14 protein-coding genes are annotated in these 17,544 nt (G+C 39.0%); all 14 read right to left on the bottom strand.

Annotated elements, in window-relative coordinates:
• Positions 1–14 precede the first annotated feature (14 nt).
• Positions 15–1,427 (bottom strand): NADP-dependent phosphogluconate dehydrogenase, encoded by a 1,413-nt coding sequence (gndA, locus tag EDF88_RS14685; protein ID WP_134185443.1) that lies wholly within the window; start codon positions 1,425–1,427, stop codon positions 15–17.
• 146 nt (positions 1,428–1,573) lie between these two features.
• On the bottom strand, positions 1,574–2,944 hold the full coding sequence (gene cpsG / locus EDF88_RS14680) for a phosphomannomutase CpsG (RefSeq protein WP_134185441.1): 1,371 nt from the start codon (positions 2,942–2,944) through the stop codon (positions 1,574–1,576).
• 7 nt (positions 2,945–2,951) lie between these two features.
• The gene (gene cpsB, locus EDF88_RS14675) at positions 2,952–4,385 is read right to left on the bottom strand and encodes a mannose-1-phosphate guanyltransferase (protein WP_134185439.1); all 1,434 of its coding nucleotides are present in this window, start codon (positions 4,383–4,385) and stop codon (positions 2,952–2,954) included.
• Between the two features lie 26 nt (positions 4,386–4,411).
• Complete coding sequence (locus EDF88_RS14670; RefSeq protein WP_134185437.1) at positions 4,412–5,521, bottom strand: glycosyltransferase; 1,110 nt, start codon at positions 5,519–5,521, stop codon at positions 4,412–4,414.
• 22 nt (positions 5,522–5,543) lie between these two features.
• The gene (locus EDF88_RS14665; RefSeq protein ID WP_134185435.1) at positions 5,544–6,620 is read right to left on the bottom strand and encodes a glycosyltransferase family 1 protein; all 1,077 of its coding nucleotides are present in this window, start codon (positions 6,618–6,620) and stop codon (positions 5,544–5,546) included.
• A 102-nt stretch (positions 6,621–6,722) separates the two neighbouring features.
• Positions 6,723–7,964 carry a hypothetical protein gene (locus EDF88_RS14660; RefSeq protein ID WP_134185433.1) on the bottom strand — a complete coding sequence of 414 codons (1,242 nt, stop codon included), beginning with the start codon at positions 7,962–7,964 and terminating at the stop codon, positions 6,723–6,725.
• On the bottom strand, positions 7,961–8,806 hold the full coding sequence (locus EDF88_RS14655) for a glycosyltransferase family 2 protein (RefSeq protein WP_166671980.1): 846 nt from the start codon (positions 8,804–8,806) through the stop codon (positions 7,961–7,963). The genes EDF88_RS14660 and EDF88_RS14655 overlap by 4 nt, the downstream gene beginning before the upstream one ends.
• Positions 8,803–9,900, bottom strand: coding sequence for a glycosyltransferase (locus tag EDF88_RS14650; RefSeq protein WP_134185429.1), 1,098 nt, complete (start codon positions 9,898–9,900; stop codon positions 8,803–8,805). The genes EDF88_RS14655 and EDF88_RS14650 overlap by 4 nt, the downstream gene beginning before the upstream one ends.
• Positions 9,897–11,060, bottom strand: a complete 1,164-nt coding sequence (locus EDF88_RS14645; RefSeq protein ID WP_166671979.1) for a glycosyltransferase family 4 protein — start codon at positions 11,058–11,060, stop codon at positions 9,897–9,899. The genes EDF88_RS14650 and EDF88_RS14645 overlap by 4 nt, the downstream gene beginning before the upstream one ends.
• Complete coding sequence (gene glf, locus EDF88_RS14640; RefSeq protein ID WP_134185425.1) at positions 11,050–12,192, bottom strand: UDP-galactopyranose mutase; 1,143 nt, start codon at positions 12,190–12,192, stop codon at positions 11,050–11,052. The genes EDF88_RS14645 and glf overlap by 11 nt, the downstream gene beginning before the upstream one ends.
• A gap of 12 nt (positions 12,193–12,204) precedes the next feature.
• Positions 12,205–13,434 carry a flippase gene (locus EDF88_RS14635; RefSeq protein ID WP_134185423.1) on the bottom strand — a complete coding sequence of 410 codons (1,230 nt, stop codon included), beginning with the start codon at positions 13,432–13,434 and terminating at the stop codon, positions 12,205–12,207.
• Positions 13,435–13,775: 341 nt separating this feature from the next.
• Positions 13,776–14,672, bottom strand: coding sequence for a UTP--glucose-1-phosphate uridylyltransferase GalF (gene galF, locus EDF88_RS14630; protein WP_134185421.1), 897 nt, complete (start codon positions 14,670–14,672; stop codon positions 13,776–13,778).
• A 210-nt stretch (positions 14,673–14,882) separates the two neighbouring features.
• Positions 14,883–15,878, bottom strand: a complete 996-nt coding sequence (locus EDF88_RS14625; RefSeq protein ID WP_134185419.1) for an NAD-dependent epimerase/dehydratase family protein — start codon at positions 15,876–15,878, stop codon at positions 14,883–14,885.
• Between the two features lie 230 nt (positions 15,879–16,108).
• Entirely contained in the window at positions 16,109–17,536 is a 1,428-nt protein-coding gene (gene wcaM / locus EDF88_RS14620) for a colanic acid biosynthesis protein WcaM (RefSeq protein ID WP_134185417.1), read from the bottom strand.
• Positions 17,537–17,544 lie beyond the last annotated feature (8 nt).

Raw genomic sequence — 17,544 nt, 5'->3', positions numbered from 1 at the left:
TTACTGACAGTTATTTACTTTTCCATCCACTCGGTATGATACACGCCTTCTTTGTCAGTACGCTTATAAGTGTGCGCACCAAAGTAGTCGCGCTGCGCCTGAATCAGGTTGGCAGGCAGAACCGCTGAACGATAGCTATCGTAGTAAGAGATAGCGGCAGAGAAAGTCGGCGTCGGAATACCATTCTGGACCGCGTAAGAAACTACATCACGCAGTGCTTGCTGATATTCGTCAGCAATTTGCTTGAAGTATGGCGCCAACAGCAAGTTTGCAATCGCTGGGTTTTCAGCATATGCATCAGTGATTTTCTGCAAGAATTGCGCGCGAATAATACAACCCGCACGGAAAATCTTAGCAATCTCTCCGTAGTTGAGATCCCAATTATTCTCTTCAGATGCAGCACGCAGTTGTGAGAAGCCCTGAGCGTAAGAAACGATCTTGCCTAGATACAATGCACGACGCACTTTCTCGGAGAACTCTGCTTTATCACCAGCAAATGGCTTAGTCTGTGGGCCACTCAGTACCTTAGATGCTGCGACACGTTGCTCTTTCAATGAAGAGATATAACGCGCGAATACAGATTCAGTGATAAGTGACAGTGGTTCACCGAGATCCAGCGAGCTTTGGCTTGTCCACTTGCCTGTACCTTTGTTCGCAGCTTCATCAAGAATCACATCAACCAGATAGTTACCTTCTTCATCTTTTTTAGTGAAGATGTCTTTAGTGATGTCAATCAGGTAGCTGCTTAGTTCGCCTTTGTTCCAGTCGGTAAAGGTTGTTGCCAACTCTTCATTGGACAGATTCAGGCCATTTTTAAGCAGTGAATAGGCTTCAGCAATAAGCTGCATATCACCATATTCAATACCGTTGTGAACCATTTTCACATAATGACCAGCACCATCAGCACCGATATAAGCAACACAAGGTTCGCCGTCTTCTGCTACTGCAGCAATCTGCTTAAGAATTGGTGCAACCAGTTCGTAAGCTTCTTTCTGACCACCAGGCATGATAGATGGGCCTTTCAGAGCCCCTTCTTCGCCACCAGAAACACCAGTACCTATGAAGTTAAACCCTTCCGCAGACAGTTCACGATTACGACGGATAGTATCGTGATAGAAGGTGTTGCCACCATCGATAAGAATGTCACCCTTATCAAGATAAGGCTTCAAGGAATCAATGGTTTTGTCCGTGGCTTCGCCTGCCTTAACCATTAATAAAATACGACGAGGAGTTTCCAGAGATTCAACAAACTCTTGCACTGTGTAATAAGGAACCAGCTTCTTGCCCGGGTTCTCAGCGATTACTTCTTCAGTTTTATCGCCTGAACGGTTGAACACGGAAACGGAATAGCCACGGCTTTCGATGTTCAGCGCCAGGTTGCGCCCCATGACGGCCATGCCGACGACGCCGATCTGCTGTTTGGACATTACAAACTCCTGTCTTTGGGAAGGTTACTACGACTACAACGCCGTACTAATGTTGTTTTGATGTTAACTCAGGTTTGTAGGGTGTGGGTAGGGTTTGTTCAACCATGCTTAACTACTGATGAACTATCATTCAAAATAGTCAAAGCTCACTGTCGCAATAGTTTCAGGATTTCTTCTGTTTTTTGTTCCATCAGTTGGGTGTTATTTCGAGACTCGACATTCAGGCGCACCACCGGTTCGGTATTTGAACTGCGCAGGTTAAAGCGCCAGTCGGCAAACGCCATGCTCACGCCGTCGGTGTGGTCCACATCCGTCGCGTGTGGTGCAAAGTGCTGTTGCACACGCGCAATCGCGACTTTCGGGTCAGCCAGTTTGCTGTTGATTTCCCCACTCGCTGGCCATGCCGCCATTCGGTCGTGCACCAGTTCGCCCAGGGTTTTACCCTTCAGGCACAACAGCTCCGTCACCAGCAGCCACGGGATCATCCCGCTGTCGCAGTAGGCAAAATCACGGAAATAGTGGTGAGCGCTCATTTCGCCGCCGTAAATCGCGTCTTCCTCGCGCATACGCTCTTTGATAAACGCATGGCCGGTTTTCGACATCACCGGTGTGCCGCCTGCCCGCTCCACGATATCTACCGTGTTCCATGACAGACGCGGATCATGGATAATTTTTGCGCCAGGTTGTTTTTCAAGGAACGCCGCCGCCAGCAGGCCAACGATGTAATAGCCCTCGATAAACTGCCCGTGTTCATCAAACAGGAAGCAGCGGTCGAAATCACCGTCAAAGGCGATCCCCATATCCGCGCCGTGTTCAATCACCGCATTGCGGGTATCGTCGCGGCACTCCGGCAGCAGTGGGTTCGGGATACCGTTCGGGAAATTGCCGTCAGGCTGGTTGTGTACTTTGATAAAGGTCAGCGGCACGTTCAGTCGCTTGAAGCGTGCTTCAATGGCATCAACAATCGGGCCCGCCGCCCCGTTACCGGAGTTAATCACCAGTTTCAGCGGTTTGATGTTGGCGACGTTGATATACGAGAACAGGTGGTCGATGTACGACTCCACCACTGAAATCTTCTGGTAGCTGCCGCGTTTCGCCGCGTCGACAGGCGGGAAATCATTGGCTTCTGCCAGGCGCTGAACATCACGCAGACCGGTGTCACCGCTAATCGGACGAGCCCCTTCGCGCACCAGTTTCATGCCGTTGTAGTCCATCGGATTATGGCTGGCGGTCACTTCAATACCGCCGTCCACGTTCAGATGCCAAGTGGCAAAGTAGATCTCTTCGGTGCCGGACAGCCCGATATCCAGTACATCCACACCCGCATCCTGCAACCCTTTTGCCAGCGATAACTTCAACGCTTCACTGGTCAGGCGAACATCGCCGCCCAGTACAATGGTTTTGGGTCTCAGGTACTCGCCATACGCGCGGCCAATACGTTCAGCAATCTCTTCGTTCAACTCTTCGCCCAGCTTGCCGCGAATGTCGTAAGCTTTAAAACAGGTAAATGTGTTCATCTTCATCCTAAATGCGCCCGTAACGGTCCTGAAAACGCACAATGTCGTCTTCTTCAAGGTAAGTGCCGGAACGCACTTCAATCAGGTCTAGCGGGATCATTCCGGGGTTTTCCAGGCAGTGGGTGACGCCCAGCGGAATGTAGATGGACTCGTTTTCGCCCAGCAGTTTCACCTCTTCACCCAGCGTCACTTTTGCGGTGCCCGCCACCACAATCCAGTGTTCGGCGCGGTGATGGTGCATCTGCAAAGACAACCCCTCGCCCGGTTTTACGGTGATACGTTTCACCTGGTAGCGTTCGCCTTCGTCGATGGAGTCGTATTTGCCCCACGGGCGGTAAACTTCGCGGTGGTTGTGGTGTTCGTGGCGGCCATCGAATTTGAGCTGCTCTACTATTTTTTTCACGTCCTGCACATGATTTCGGTCGGCAATCAGCACAGCATCTTTGGTCTGCACAACAATCAGATCTTTCACGCCAACGGTGGTGACCAGGCCAGATTCGGCATAGATATAACTGTTCTCGGTAGAGTGGCTTATCACATCGCCGTGATGCACATTGCCCTGCTGGTTTTTGGTGCTGATTTCCCAAAGAGAAGACCATGAACCCACATCGCTCCAGCCGGCATCCATTGGCACCACCACGGCATCGGCGGTTTTTTCCATTACTGCGTAGTCAATAGACTCATCCGGGCAGGCGAGGAATGCGGCTTCATCCACACGCACAAAATCGAGATCCGGGTCGACGTTCGCCATCGCCTTTTCGCAGGCGCTGAGAATATCCGGGCGGAATTTTTTCAGCTCTTCGAGGTAGCGCCCGGCGCGGAACAGGAACATGCCGCTGTTCCAGTAATACTCACCGCAGGCGACGTATGCCTGCGCGGTAGCGATATCCGGTTTTTCGACAAACTGCGCCACACCAAACGCCACAGCATCCACATCCGGGGTATTCGGGTTTACCACTTCGCCTCGGCGAATGTAGCCGTAGCCAGTTTCTGGCAGGTCAGGAACGATGCCAAAAGTGACCAGTTTCCCGGCTTCGGCATACGGCAGCGCATTACGCACCGCGTTTCGGAATGCCTCTTCGTCCTGGATAACATGGTCGGCTGCAAGGATCAGCATCAGCGGATCGGTTTGCGGCTGGTTGCGAATTGCCGCCAGTGCCGCCAGTGCGATAGCTGGCGCCGTGTTGCGCCCGGCAGGCTCCAAAATGATATTTTTGGTAAGTTTATTCAACTCACGCAGTTGCTCGGCGACAATAAAGCGATGTTCTTCGTTGCAAATCACCACCGGGCTTTCGCACTCGACGTCGTTTAAACGGTTGATAGTAGCTTGCAACATCGTTGCGTCCCCAGGAAGACAGAGGAACTGTTTTGGGTAGAGCGCCCTAGATAAGGGCCACAACCGGCTTCCCGTACCGCCAGCCATGATAACTGGATAAATCATATATCACCATATTTACATAGAATGATTCATAAAATTACTTGTTTCACTAATTTCGCAACAACACTATCATCATAATAATGAGAAATGCGCAATGGTGCATTTTTTGAGTATAATTCTCTAAGCTCACAATCTAGATATAATTGTTTCATTGCCAAAGCTAATGCTGTTGCATTTCCTGCTTCAACAGTTAAACCTGTTTTGCCATGGAGGCTAACAGTCGGTACTCCAGACCTCAAGTTTGTATTAATAACAGGAACAGACAATGTAAGAGCTTCTAATTGAGTGATACCAAATGCTTCAGAAGGGGCTACAGACGGAAATAAGAAACAATTTGATGATGCAATGAGATTATACTTCTCATTTTCGGACACATGTTTATTTATAAATGTAACATTGGTGGTGTTATTTTCTATGATAAATTCACCTATATAATCTGACAATTCCCCATCGCCCACAATTAGTATTTTTGGGTTAACACCTTGATTATTCAAAATAGTTACAGCCTCAAGTAGAACATCAACACCTTTATAATAACAAAGGCGTCCTAAAAAAATGAAATCCCATTTTTTCTCAAGGCTATCATTTGAAACATAGCTCTTAATAAGAGCCGCATCAACTGACAAGGGAACAACCTCAGTTTTATATTTAAATGGCAATAGCTCTTTAGAGTTTAGCAATAATTCTTTTGAGGTGGTGATTATAATATCAGACTTTTCACCGCATAACCTAACAAACAAATTTAATATTTTTTTTAGTTTTTTTTGTTTAAAAATATCACTATGCCAGAAGATAACCATTTTTTTAATTAATCTTTTTGGCAAAAAAACGTTGGCAATATCAGCAAGCGGGAAGGGTGCGTGATGAATTAATACATCACTTTTAAAAGCAAAGTACATATAATAATAAAAAAAAGAAAATGAAACAGGCATGGAGAAATAGGTACCAAATGAAGAACACCTAACGATTTTTACACCGTCAATATTTTCGAAACTAGTACTTATTTTTATTTTTTTGTTAACACATAAGACAACAATATTAGAATGCCCTTTTAGAAAATTTACATGTTGGCGAACGACTGTCTCTACACCACCAAGGTCAGGATAGAAGAATTTATTAACGATTAATACATTTTTCATTTAAATACCATTATTTTATAATTTAATTGACAATATACTCAACCGTTTCTTTACCGGTATTAAACCAAGTATATTTAGATAAAACATCAGAATAAGAATAATTTTTGGGGCAGTCAGAGTCCAAATAATAATTTATACTATCAATTAATCCATCAAAAGAATGAGGATTAAAGTAGGAAATTTTTGGACCGGCAATTTCTTTGAAAATCTCGATATCAGAAGCAAAGATTTTTAAATTATAATACATAGCCTCAAGTAAAGGTAACCCAAAACCTTCATATAATGATGGGTATACAAAAAAACTAGCATTCTGATAGAAATTAACAAGTTGTTCATCAGAAACCTTACCAGTAAATATAATATTGCCTGAGCTTATTTTTTCATTATTAACTTTAGTTCTAAAACCGTCTAATTGGCCAATTACGATAAGTTTGAAATTAAATAGATGAGAGTTTTGGCAGCAATACTCGATGAGTTGAATCACATTCTTATGTGGTTTTACATTCCCTACAACAATACCAAATCTTTCACTTTCCAAGTGAAGTTCTTTCATTGGAGAGTCTTCATTTATAGTACATAATCTTTCTGTTACGCCGTTATAAATCACTGCTATTTTGGAGTCAAACAGCCCCATATAATAATAAGATAGTTGGTCCTTAGTGAAATTTGAAATTGCTATAATCTTTTTTGAAGAAAGCAATTGAATCAACATTAAAATCCAATATATGCATCCGTTCTTCCATCCAAAGATTTTTCTAAGATGAATAGGGCAAAGGTCATGAATTGTTGATATGATTTTAACTCGTGGAACATACAATGGCATTACAGAAAGAAAAGGTACAAAATAAAAATCAAAATCCTTTAGTTTGTAATTATTAAAATATAAGTTCCTAAAATCATATCTATTATACTTTGTCATAACTAACTCTATTCCCGGATAACTCTCGAGAACATTTTTTTCTTGGTCTTCATTAATTAATAACTTAACTGTCAAAAATGGGTATTTTATAATCTGCTGTATAATTTGTTCTGTATAGACGCCAATACCGGAGTTATGAAGCATGCGACAATCGATAAGTAATTTCTTTTTAATACACACTATTTCACCTTTTAGTTATAAACTAACTATCAGAAGATTTAATAAAACGAACAAAATACACACCCTCTTAAACATAGTTTAGAAGATATTTAGATACATGTTTTAACCATTCTTTTTATTATTTATAGCACTATGATTATTTAATTCAATACCTTTGGAACCATATAAATATATAGGATTAACAATATGATTTTTAGATAAAAAATAAATCCTAATAACTGCTAATGCAAAAAAGAAGGAAGTACTTTTCCAATCGTGTTGTAAAGAGTTAGCAATTATTAAACTCAATGCAAAAAGAAAATGAATTCTTAAATAGGAAATATAATAAAAACTGAACAATATAAAGAAAAGTATGCCTCCACTTGCAAGAATATCTGCAACTATCGACATAGGCGATGTCGTAACTGGTAGACCAAATTCATAATTCAATTGATATCCTAATAGCCCACCACCATATCCTAATAAGAGTATTGGTATATGAGATAACATTGATTCAATTATGTATTTCAAGTAAAAAAGTCGTTCGCCGGCACTTTCACCAAATGATGCAACACCTGAACTTATCATTCCAATTTTTGATACAATATTATTGTATGCATAAATGAACGTTAAGATTATAGCCGCAGGAGCGATAATGATCTTGGCAAGAATATTTTTGGTTTTAATAAAACTCCAAATCCCGATTGGAATCAATGCAAGAAATATTTGGTCTGATAATGACACTAATATTATTCCTAATGAAAGACATACCCCCTGTTTATATGGGAGTGATTTTTTATTTAGTAGGAAAAACATTAAAACGCACAATCCAAAAAGACCAAATGGAGCAGGTTCCTGTGTTGTTCCAAAAAATCTAGGTAGAATCATACCAAATACAGGAAGTGAGAACCTATCATCAAAGCTATTATGATCGAAAAAGCTAGGATTAGGAAACCATATCATCCCCTTCCAAGCCAAATAAGTATAAACGGAGAATAATATCTGAAACCAACATGAGAACAGCAAAGCTTTGGCTGTTAATAGTTTGTAGTCATGATTTTTATTAAAATATACAATAACTGACATCATGAATACTAATAACAAGAATCTCAAAGAGTGATTATAAATATCATATAATGATAACGAATAATAATTACTTAAATTTAAAAAACCTATCGTTGTAACAGTAATATACAATGAAAAAATAAAAAACTCTTTTTTTTGCAATGGCACTCGCATTAAGACAAATAACACGAAACCTAGAATTAACGAAGGCTCTATATAAATGCCTTGCCATCCCATCATGATTTTTATCATGGCAGAAAATGGTAACATAACTATCATTAAAAAATATAAAATTTTCATCTATATGTTAACCCATGAACTCTTCCCAAAAAGTTATAATAATACATTTTGCTTTTTATTTTTTTATTAAGCAATTTATAAATCAAGGAACCAATTAATGGGCGAATTATAACTTTCAATATAAATACAATATTGTAATTATTCAAAAATACAACCCTTCCCATCCCACATCCGTAGGAATATTCTTTTTTGTATAAAAAATCTAAATTAGCTTCATATAATTCAACTTTATTTTGAGGATGATGTACAGTAATTCCAGGATGATATTCACCCGATGATTTTTCAATCAATCGCAGAGTAAAATCAGTTTCTTCCCCCGAACCCCATAAAGTTTTAGCACCGACTCCTAACGTCTCATCAAAGTTAATTTGACCTTTAATAATATCGGCCTTGATAAAAAGGGTTACGGATATTGCGCATTTCCAAACATTATATTTGTTTATTTTCACCTTTTTTCTTGGCCATGATTTTAAACAGTCCATATTATTTTCATCTAACAATCGGCCAGTAATAAAACCAAGCGAACTATTTTGGAAACAGTCAATAACACTTTCCAAGGTCCTATCTGAATACCAACAATCATCATCAGGAAAACATATCAAGTCGCCTGAAGAAAACTTTATTCCTAAGTTTCTAGCTCGTGATAAACCCGGTTCAGATGTAATAGTTTTTAGATTTAATTTGTTATCATACAATTTTATTACAGATTCTAAATACCCTACTGGATTTTGATCTACAATAATCACTTCAAAATTTTCATATGTTTGTGAAACTAGTGATTCGAATAATCGTTTTAGTTCATTTCTTCTATTAATTGTTGCAACAACCAACGAAATTTTCACAATTCATTTACCTTTATTAAATATTCAACCCAATGTAAGCAAATGTTATTAGGATGGTATTTTTCTGCCCGAGTTATGCTTTTTTTAGACAAATCAAAATAAATATGATTAACAGAACATATATTCATTATCGCTGATGCAAATGCATTCATATCATCTTTTTCAATGAGAACACCATATTTTCCGTTATCAAGAATTTCTTTTGGACCATGTGGGCAATCCGAAGACACAATCGGTAATCCTCTTGCCATAGCTTCAACAATTACATTTCCAAAACCTTCATATTCAGAGGTTAAAACAAAAATATCTGAGGAATCTAAAAATGGAACTAATGTAGTTTGCCTGCTGAGCATAGTAATGTTTTCACTCAAATCTAATGATGATATTTTCATTTTGATTTGCTCTTCACAGCTCCCATAGCCGATTAATAAAAGTCTGTATCGTGGTTCTTTTTCGACCAGTATTTTAACTACATCTAAGAGAAAATCGATTCTTTTAACTTTTTCATACCTACCGTACCAAATTAAATTATATCGAGGTTTATCTTTTCTCTCTACTACATTTAAATAATACTCGCTATCAATAGCATTAGGTATGACATCCCAATTGTTATATACCCTATCAGAGCAAATGTTCTGAAGAGATTTTTTTGATCCTTCAGATACAAAAATAATGTTTTTTATTTTTGTATAAAATAATTTGGCTAAATATTTTTCATACCATTTTTTATTTTCTAAGTAAAGTTGAAGATCTGTATGAACCCAACCAATTATTTTTTTTCCACAAATTCTTGAACATATAAAAGATAAATAAGTTGGTAACAACTCTAATGCACCAATAACAACATCATGCTGTTTAATGATTTTAATCAATTTTATAATTATATTCCAAAAATTGAGTTTTAACGCCCCTTCTCCTCCATAATATATTTCGACATTCTTCGGTAAATCAGAAATTAAAACACCTTCATTTTTTAACAGAAAAATAGAGATTTTATAGTCTAACTGAGCAAGAGACTTAATAATATTTACTGTGACTTTCTCAGCCCCTCCCATATTTAGATTTGTAATAACAAACAATATTTTTTGACTCATTTTAATTCCTTTATTATATTAGACCACCTCTCCGCCATATGGTAGTCAGTCAGTTTATTATTATACACTTCCATGTTGCCTGCCGAATAAAAACCCCCCTCCTCTGTACTTTCTGCAATAGTCTTAATTTTCTCAGCTATACAACTTGCGGATGGTTCTGAAATATATACGTCGGGGAGTAGTTCACTAAGTTGCTTATTACCACCCACATTTGTAGTAATAATTAATGTCCCTAGGGCTGCAGCCTCAATTGGAAGGAGATCAAAATATGTTTGCTTGTTTGGAATAACTAAAATATCGCATGCATTAATGAGATCATGCACATCCTTACGCCACCCTAGATCACAAACTCGTTTATTTATACTTTCTTTTAAATAACCATCCCCAGCACAGAAAAATTTAAAATGTTCCTTATATTTAAGTAAATCAGCGCATTCTAAATAGATATCAAAACCCTTATGGTCTACATATCTTCCAGCATAAAGAATAAAACAATCTTTATCAGAAACATTTAATTCCCTCCTGACTTCAGCCTTTTCTTTTGACCAACAAGGTTGAGAAACACCTGAAAATATGTACTTCATTTTTTCAGGTAATAGCTGCTTTCTAAAAATATCAACATATCCATCCATCGCATTTATTGATGGCGAAAATATGAATTGGCTATTAGTTAATAAATATCGATCTATGAATTTCAGCCAATGATAAAAAAGGCTATTCTTTTTTTGTTTTTCTTTTAGATTCATCAGCCCTTCATCACACAAAGGGGTTGGTCCATGTAACATTACGGAATAATTGACGCCTTGTTTTTTCAGAGCTTTAGCAAGGAAAAAACAATTTTGTCCATGTATAATTACATGATCATATTCCATTGCTTTGTTAATTGTCTTTAGATCTATGTTTTTTTTTAAAAAAAGATAATGATTAATTACAGAAGGCAAATCAAAGGTTATTTTTTTTATAATTTCTTTTATTATATTTGTTTTGCTATTATTGGCTTCACTAGAATGCCTTTCATTTGAATCATTAAAACTTAAAAAATCCACTTCGTTATTAATAGTAGGTATTCTTTTAAACCCATTCTTCAAATTATAAAGATACCCAGACGGCCCACCACCGGGCCGAATTTTATCTGTAACAAATAATATTTTACTGTTCATTATCTTCATTTCCAAGCTTGTTTTCTTTAATTTTGCTTACGGTATATAATGCTGATTTTATAACCTGATGCATGTCATAATATTTATATTCGGCTAATCTACCACCAAAAATAACAGTTTTATTTTTGGATGCCAAATCTCGATATTTTTTATATTTCCTCATATTATCTTCATTGTTAATAGGATAATATGGCTCATTGTTATTATTATATTCGCAAGGATACTCTTTAGTTACAATAGTTGTCTCTGATGCAACCTTATTGTTAAAGTGCTTATGTTCTATAATTCTTGTATAAGGTACTGATTTATCCACGTAGTTAATTACTGCGTTCCCTTGATGGTTCGACTCATCGAGTTTTGATGTTTCAAACTTTAATGATCTATAATCTAATGCACCATAAATATAATCGAAGTATTGATCTATTGGACCAGTATATATAATGTTATTAGCTATTGATTCATACTTTTTTTTATTTTTAAAAAAATCACAATTTGTTTCAACTTCAATTCCTGCTAACATTTTATTAATTATTTCCGTATATCCTTCAACAGGGATTCCTTGAAATTGATCATTAAAATAATTGTTATCAAATGTAAATCTTAATGGCAGTCTTTTAATAATAAAGGCTGGTAGTTCATTAGCACTTCGTCCCCATTGTTTTTCAGTGTAATTTTTTATTAGCGTATGGTAAATATCATTGCCCACCAATGCCAGCGCCTGTTCCTCAAGATTTGATGGTTCACGTTCTGCATATTCTCCTCTTTGTTCCTCAATCCGAGCCATTGCCTCAGTAGGAGTTCTAACGCCCCATAACTGGTAAAAAGTATTCATATTAAAGGGTAAATTAAATATTTTTCCATTGCTAAATGCCAAGGGGGAATTTACAAATGAATTAAATTCGGAAAACTGATTTATGTAATTCCAAATCTCTTTATCGTTAGTGTGAAAAATATGTGCACCATATTTATGAACATCTATTCCATCAACTTTTTCGGTATATATATTCCCGCCGACATGTTCTCTCTTTTCAATTACCTTTACTTTCAACCCATAATCTGTTAATTCTCTTGCACAAATACTGCCAAACAACCCAGAACCTACTATTAAATAATCATAACTTTTAGAAGCCATATAATTCCCACTTTATGATAAAACTAGTTTTTTACGTATCAGTATTGCAATGGACATAATGCTAACAACAACTATTTCTGTAATAAGAATTGAAAGTGCAGCGCCATTTTCTTGAAGTTTATAGCTCAATGGGAATATCAACACTATATTTAATATACCACACAATAATAAAATCAGGCTGAATTCTTTTTTCATTCCCATTGTTAGCATGGTTTGTATCCCAAGCACATTACTAATCCCTATTAGAAATATGCACGGCGAGAGAATTTTTAAAACCATTATAGTCTGACCATATCCCTCATTATAAATGAGCATTACTATGTCACTAGAACATAGGAATATAACCAGTGAAATAATAAACATGGCGCACGTTTGTATTAAAAGCAATTTCCTTATAAATTTAATCCCATTATTTTTATCTTCTGCTAATAAATAAGATATTCTTGGATATACAACCTGTGATATGGGGGTAATTAGACCTTGAACTGCCTGTTTTATTTTATCAGCAGCAACATAGTAGCCTACAGCAGCAGGGCCACATAGCATTCCTAATATCAGGGGTATACATGTTGTGTATAAACTCACTGATGCAGTAGAAATAAAGACGTGCCAACCATCAATAAACTGATTTTTTATATCACTAAACTTTATTTTAGTTACTCCAACCCACTCCCATTTATATATTAGATATAAACCTATAATAGCGCTAATCATTGATGAAATTGACATCAAACCAGCCACAAAATATGTATCTCTGGGCCCTGAAATATAAACAAAAACAAATGGTAACGTTATTATTCTTGATATTATATTTGTGATGGCAACGACACCCATTTTCTCCTTCCCTTGAAACAACCAAGTAGGAAATATGATGTTTCCTAATGCAATTCCAGTCGCATAAAGAATGATATTCCATGCTTGAGATACTGAATTGTTTGTGTACAGAAGCACAAATATGCATAAGAAACAGAGAAGAAAAAGAATGAGTTTGCAAAATAGTACTGACCAAAACAACCTAGTCAATTTAATTTTACAACCGACAAGTTTTGTCACTTCATTTGTAGCAGTTAAATTAAAACCATAATCCGTTATTAAACATACATATTGAATTATTGCCAATGATATGCCTAAATATCCATATGATTCTGGCCCCAATGTTTTCACTAGAAAAGGAAGTGTTATCAATGGAATGATATAATTTGCTCCTTGAAGAGCAAATAATGATATTATGTTTTTAAACAACCAAGCTCCTTATTACATTCACTCTCTAATTTTAAATTGAGAATGCTACCGCCCTTGGCTCAACAGCTACCAGTGAACTGATACTTTTAAATGACTAATTGTTGAGCTGGTACATAACTAAACCTACGACATATTCTAATGAATCTTGTCAGTTTATTTAATGTTCATAGAGCTAAAGCCTTTTAAATGCTCGTTAGAATATGACACTTTTTCAGCCCTACGATTCACTAACCGGATTTTTCATAAAAAAACAGCTTACACAACAAATGTCGCATAAATACAACAGTACCGCCATACTTGTTCTCATCATCTGATACTTAATCTCATTGATTGTTTAGTTATCAGCGAGCTAGCAACTTCTGAATGCTGTCCCTAAACTTCTGACCTTCTTTATGGTTACGCAGGCCATACTGCACAAACGCCTGCATATAACCTATTTTCTTGCCACAGTCGTAGCTTTCGCCGGTCATCAATGCAGCTTCTACCGTTTGCTTTTTATTAAGCGCTGCGATGGCATCGGTTAACTGGATACGGCCCCAGGCACCCGGCTCGGTTTTCTCAAGTTCAGACCAGATATCTGCGGAAAGAACATAACGGCCAACAGCAGCTATGTCAGAATCGAGAGTCTGCGGTTGATCCGGTTTTTCAACAAAATCAACAATACGGCCAATTTGCCCATCATTTTGCAATGGCTCTTCTGTCGTGATCACTGAGTATTCAGACAAATCAACATTAGGCATACGCTTTGCCAAAACCTGGCTGCGGCCCGTCTCTCTGAAACGTTCAACAATAGCAGCTAAATTATAGCGTAATGGATCAGCACTGGCTCCATCAAGGATAACGTCAGGTAACACGACAATAAATGGATTATCGCCAACAATCGGCCGGGCGCACAAAATGGAATGACCCAGACCCAACGGTTGAGCCTGGCGAACGTTCATAATCGTCACGCCAGGAGGACAAATTGACTGAACCTCAGCAAGCAACTGACGTTTAACACGCTGCTCAAGCAGAGCTTCTAGTTCATAAGAGGTGTCGAAGTGGTTTTCAACTGCATTCTTGGAAGAATGCGTTACCAGCACGATTTCTTTGATGCCGGCAGCGACGATTTCATCGACAATATATTGAATCATCGGCTTATCGACGATCGGTAACATCTCTTTTGGAATAGCTTTTGTTGCAGGCAACATATGCATGCCCAAGCCTGCTACCGGAATAACTGCTTTCAAATTAATCATATTCAGCCCACCTATAGAATGGTTGAGGGATTATAGTCTTTGGCAAACGCATATCCATCTAAAATTTGCATCATTGCCATTGCCATTGCCAGATGGTTATTCAACCGACTACTTCTCGCCTGGAAAAAATGCATGTGTCTTTAGCATACACATAGTCGGGATAGTGCTGAATCAGATTACTCCCGCTGAATCCCCTAACCCGTCCTTCAATCATTCAGATACAAACGTGATGTTGTCCTTTTTGGCGGACACAAACTCATACTGCAATGTACGATCAAGACCTTGCGATAAGGTATATGGTGCAACAAAACCACATGCATGAACCTTACTCGCATCAAACTGTGTTGTTGCACAGAACTTCTTCACTCGGACAGAGCTAATTGAGTACTTCTTGCCTGTTACCTTGCTCAGAATGTCAAAACAGAAACCGCCAAGCATCCCTACAGCATAAGGCAGATGCACGGACGGGATTTTTTTGCTGAGACTTTTTTCAACCTCGGAAACCAGCTGATTCATATTGAGGTCAGGTTTATCGACGTAGTTGTAAACCTGGTATCCCTTTTCAACATTGTGCAGTTTGTATTTGATGAACTCGACAATATTGCCAACATAAGCCATAGACTTGTAGTTGTTACCTGCACCAACCATTGCAAATTTGCCACTGGCAATCTGTTTCAGGAGATTGTAGACATTACCGCGATTTCGCTCACCGAAAATTACCGTAGGGCGAATGATGGTGAGAGAACGTTCTTCTGGCGCTTCACTATGCCAGGCACGCAACACTTCTTCCGCTTGCCATTTACTTTTGCCGTAGTGGTTAAAGGGGTCAATTGGATGTTTTTCGTCGGGATTTTTTTTGTTAAGCCCATAAACCGCAACGGAGCTGGTGAAGATAATATTTTTCACACCATTTTTGTCCATCGCGGCAAGCACGTTTCGGGTGCCCTGGACATTCACATCATAGTAAAGCGAGGTCGGGCTAACATCATCTCGATGCTCAGCCGCGAGTAACACAACTGTCTGCTGCCCTGAAAAATGGTTATCCAGTGAGCTTTGTTCGCGCACATCCCCATTCACAGTTATATCCGGGTAAAAGTGGCTATCTTGCTTATCTAAATTTTTGATATCAAATTCAGAATTTGCAGTCTCAATAAGCCGTGTTCCAACAAAGCCAGATGCACCAACAAAAATAACCTTCTCTTTCATGCTATGCCCAGTGTTTGAGTTTTAATCAAAAGAAATTTCGGAGCAAAATCTTCTGATTTTCTATAGTGATATTCAGATAGCTATCATTCATTGCATCTGATTTTGTGGCAGAATTATAAACTTTTGAAGCTTGATAGCCAGCATAAAAATACTGCCAATTCTTATAGGTCATTAACTGCCTTAGTACCTAACCTAAAATCAATCTATGTGTTGCAAAAATGCGTGATAAGTTAATTGCGCGTCACTGGTAGTACAAAATTCAACCCGCTCGTGCTCACATGCTGATGGTCAACCCGGTCGATATCCACCGAACTCTGCCCTTTTTCATTCACGGCTCGTACATTGGCCAGCGAAAGGAGCGTATCCCCCTTAGCCATAAAGCGGCCACGCACGTCTTTGCGCAGGTCGAAGTTAAGCTTCAACGCCGGTCCAGTTTCAGCGTACTGCATGACGTCAACGTTGCGCAGAAACAAGTGTTGCGGTTTGTTATGCAACTCAAGCGTTGCGCGCTTTAGCGCCACATTGGTGATGGCAACGAACGACGTCGCGTTACCTGATGAAACCTGTATTCCACGGCTTTTGTACTGCATATGAGTATTATCAAGCGATATATTGTTTAGTTTAAAATTTTGCGGAATAGATAAATACTTACCCTTGATCGCACCATAACCAATAAGAAAACCCGCACTCTCTTTCATGTCGATATTATCAATCACGAAATTATCACAGCCATAAATTGCTATTGTAGCGTTATCAATTCCCGCTTTCTGGCTGAAAGTATGATTAATGTTGCGGGCCTTAATATTACGAATAACAAAGTGTTTACCATTTTCAACATGTATTAACTGCCTACAATTGCTGCCAGTAATATTCGCCACCACAAAATTCTTCACCGCCTGGTCTTCCGGGTAGTCGTTGTCGTAAGTACTGCCCGCAAGCCCAATCCCAATGCCCCAGTTGATCTTCCCATTGGTGCAATCAATGTTTTCAATCACATGGTCTGAGATAAGCAGGTTGTGGTCGTTGATAGCAACATTCCATTCTATAGCATCACCTTGCAAGTGGCTAAAATGCCCGTTGGTGATCTTCACGTTCTCCATACGATTATGGAACCCCTGGCGCAATATCGCGTAGTTCGCATCGTGCACCGTAATCTGGTCGATCACCAGGTTACGCATGGTGCGCTGCTCTTTTCCGCCAATGTAGATCTGCGTGACAGGCACAAAACCGCTCATATCAATGCCTTTGATAGTGCAGTCAGAGCCACGCACATCGAGGGTGATATTGTTAAACCGCCCGCCCTTCTCCCCCAATACCTGGCAGCCATCCTGCAGTACAAAACGCCCTTTGCCATTGCCCTTTAAACCACCAGCGACATGCAAGGTTTTGCCTTCCGGCATAAAAATGGCGGTATTGATGTTGTCGCAAACCAAATCGGCTGGAACGGATACGATATCAGCCGCTGAGAAAGCCTGTTTGAAAGCGGCAATCCAGTCGCCGCTATAGAACTTTTGCACGTTGGCCTCACTTTTAAGGCCTGTGGCAAACACGCTACGAGGTAAGATGAATGGCACCGCAGCCAGTACTGAACTGGCTTTAAGCAATTTGCGGCGGGAGGAGGAAAACGAAGGGTGAGTCGATTCAAATCTTTTGCGCATACATCCTC

The organism is Buttiauxella sp. BIGb0552 (assembly GCF_004366275.1).
Lineage (GTDB): Bacteria > Pseudomonadota > Gammaproteobacteria > Enterobacterales > Enterobacteriaceae > Buttiauxella > Buttiauxella gaviniae.
The sequence above is the reverse complement of the archived record's forward strand: the minus strand, read 5'-3'. Positions and strand labels throughout refer to the sequence as shown.

Coding starts and splice junctions, on each gene's coding strand:
- galF (WP_134185421.1), bottom strand. CDS start 14,672: ATGATTAATTTGAAAGCAGTTATTCCGGTAGCAGGCTTGGGCATGCAT.
- EDF88_RS14660 (WP_134185433.1), bottom strand. CDS start 7,964: ATGAAAATTTTATATTTTTTAATGATAGTTATGTTACCATTTTCTGCC.
- glf (WP_134185425.1), bottom strand. CDS start 12,192: ATGGCTTCTAAAAGTTATGATTATTTAATAGTAGGTTCTGGGTTGTTT.
- EDF88_RS14650 (WP_134185429.1), bottom strand. CDS start 9,900: ATGAGTCAAAAAATATTGTTTGTTATTACAAATCTAAATATGGGAGGG.
- gndA (WP_134185443.1), bottom strand. CDS start 1,427: ATGTCCAAACAGCAGATCGGCGTCGTCGGCATGGCCGTCATGGGGCGC.
- EDF88_RS14670 (WP_134185437.1), bottom strand. CDS start 5,521: ATGAAAAATGTATTAATCGTTAATAAATTCTTCTATCCTGACCTTGGT.
- wcaM (WP_134185417.1), bottom strand. CDS start 17,536: ATGCGCAAAAGATTTGAATCGACTCACCCTTCGTTTTCCTCCTCCCGC.
- EDF88_RS14625 (WP_134185419.1), bottom strand. CDS start 15,878: ATGAAAGAGAAGGTTATTTTTGTTGGTGCATCTGGCTTTGTTGGAACA.
- EDF88_RS14645 (WP_166671979.1), bottom strand. CDS start 11,060: ATGAACAGTAAAATATTATTTGTTACAGATAAAATTCGGCCCGGTGGT.
- cpsG (WP_134185441.1), bottom strand. CDS start 2,944: ATGAACACATTTACCTGTTTTAAAGCTTACGACATTCGCGGCAAGCTG.
- cpsB (WP_134185439.1), bottom strand. CDS start 4,385: ATGATTTATCCAGTTATCATGGCTGGCGGTACGGGAAGCCGGTTGTGG.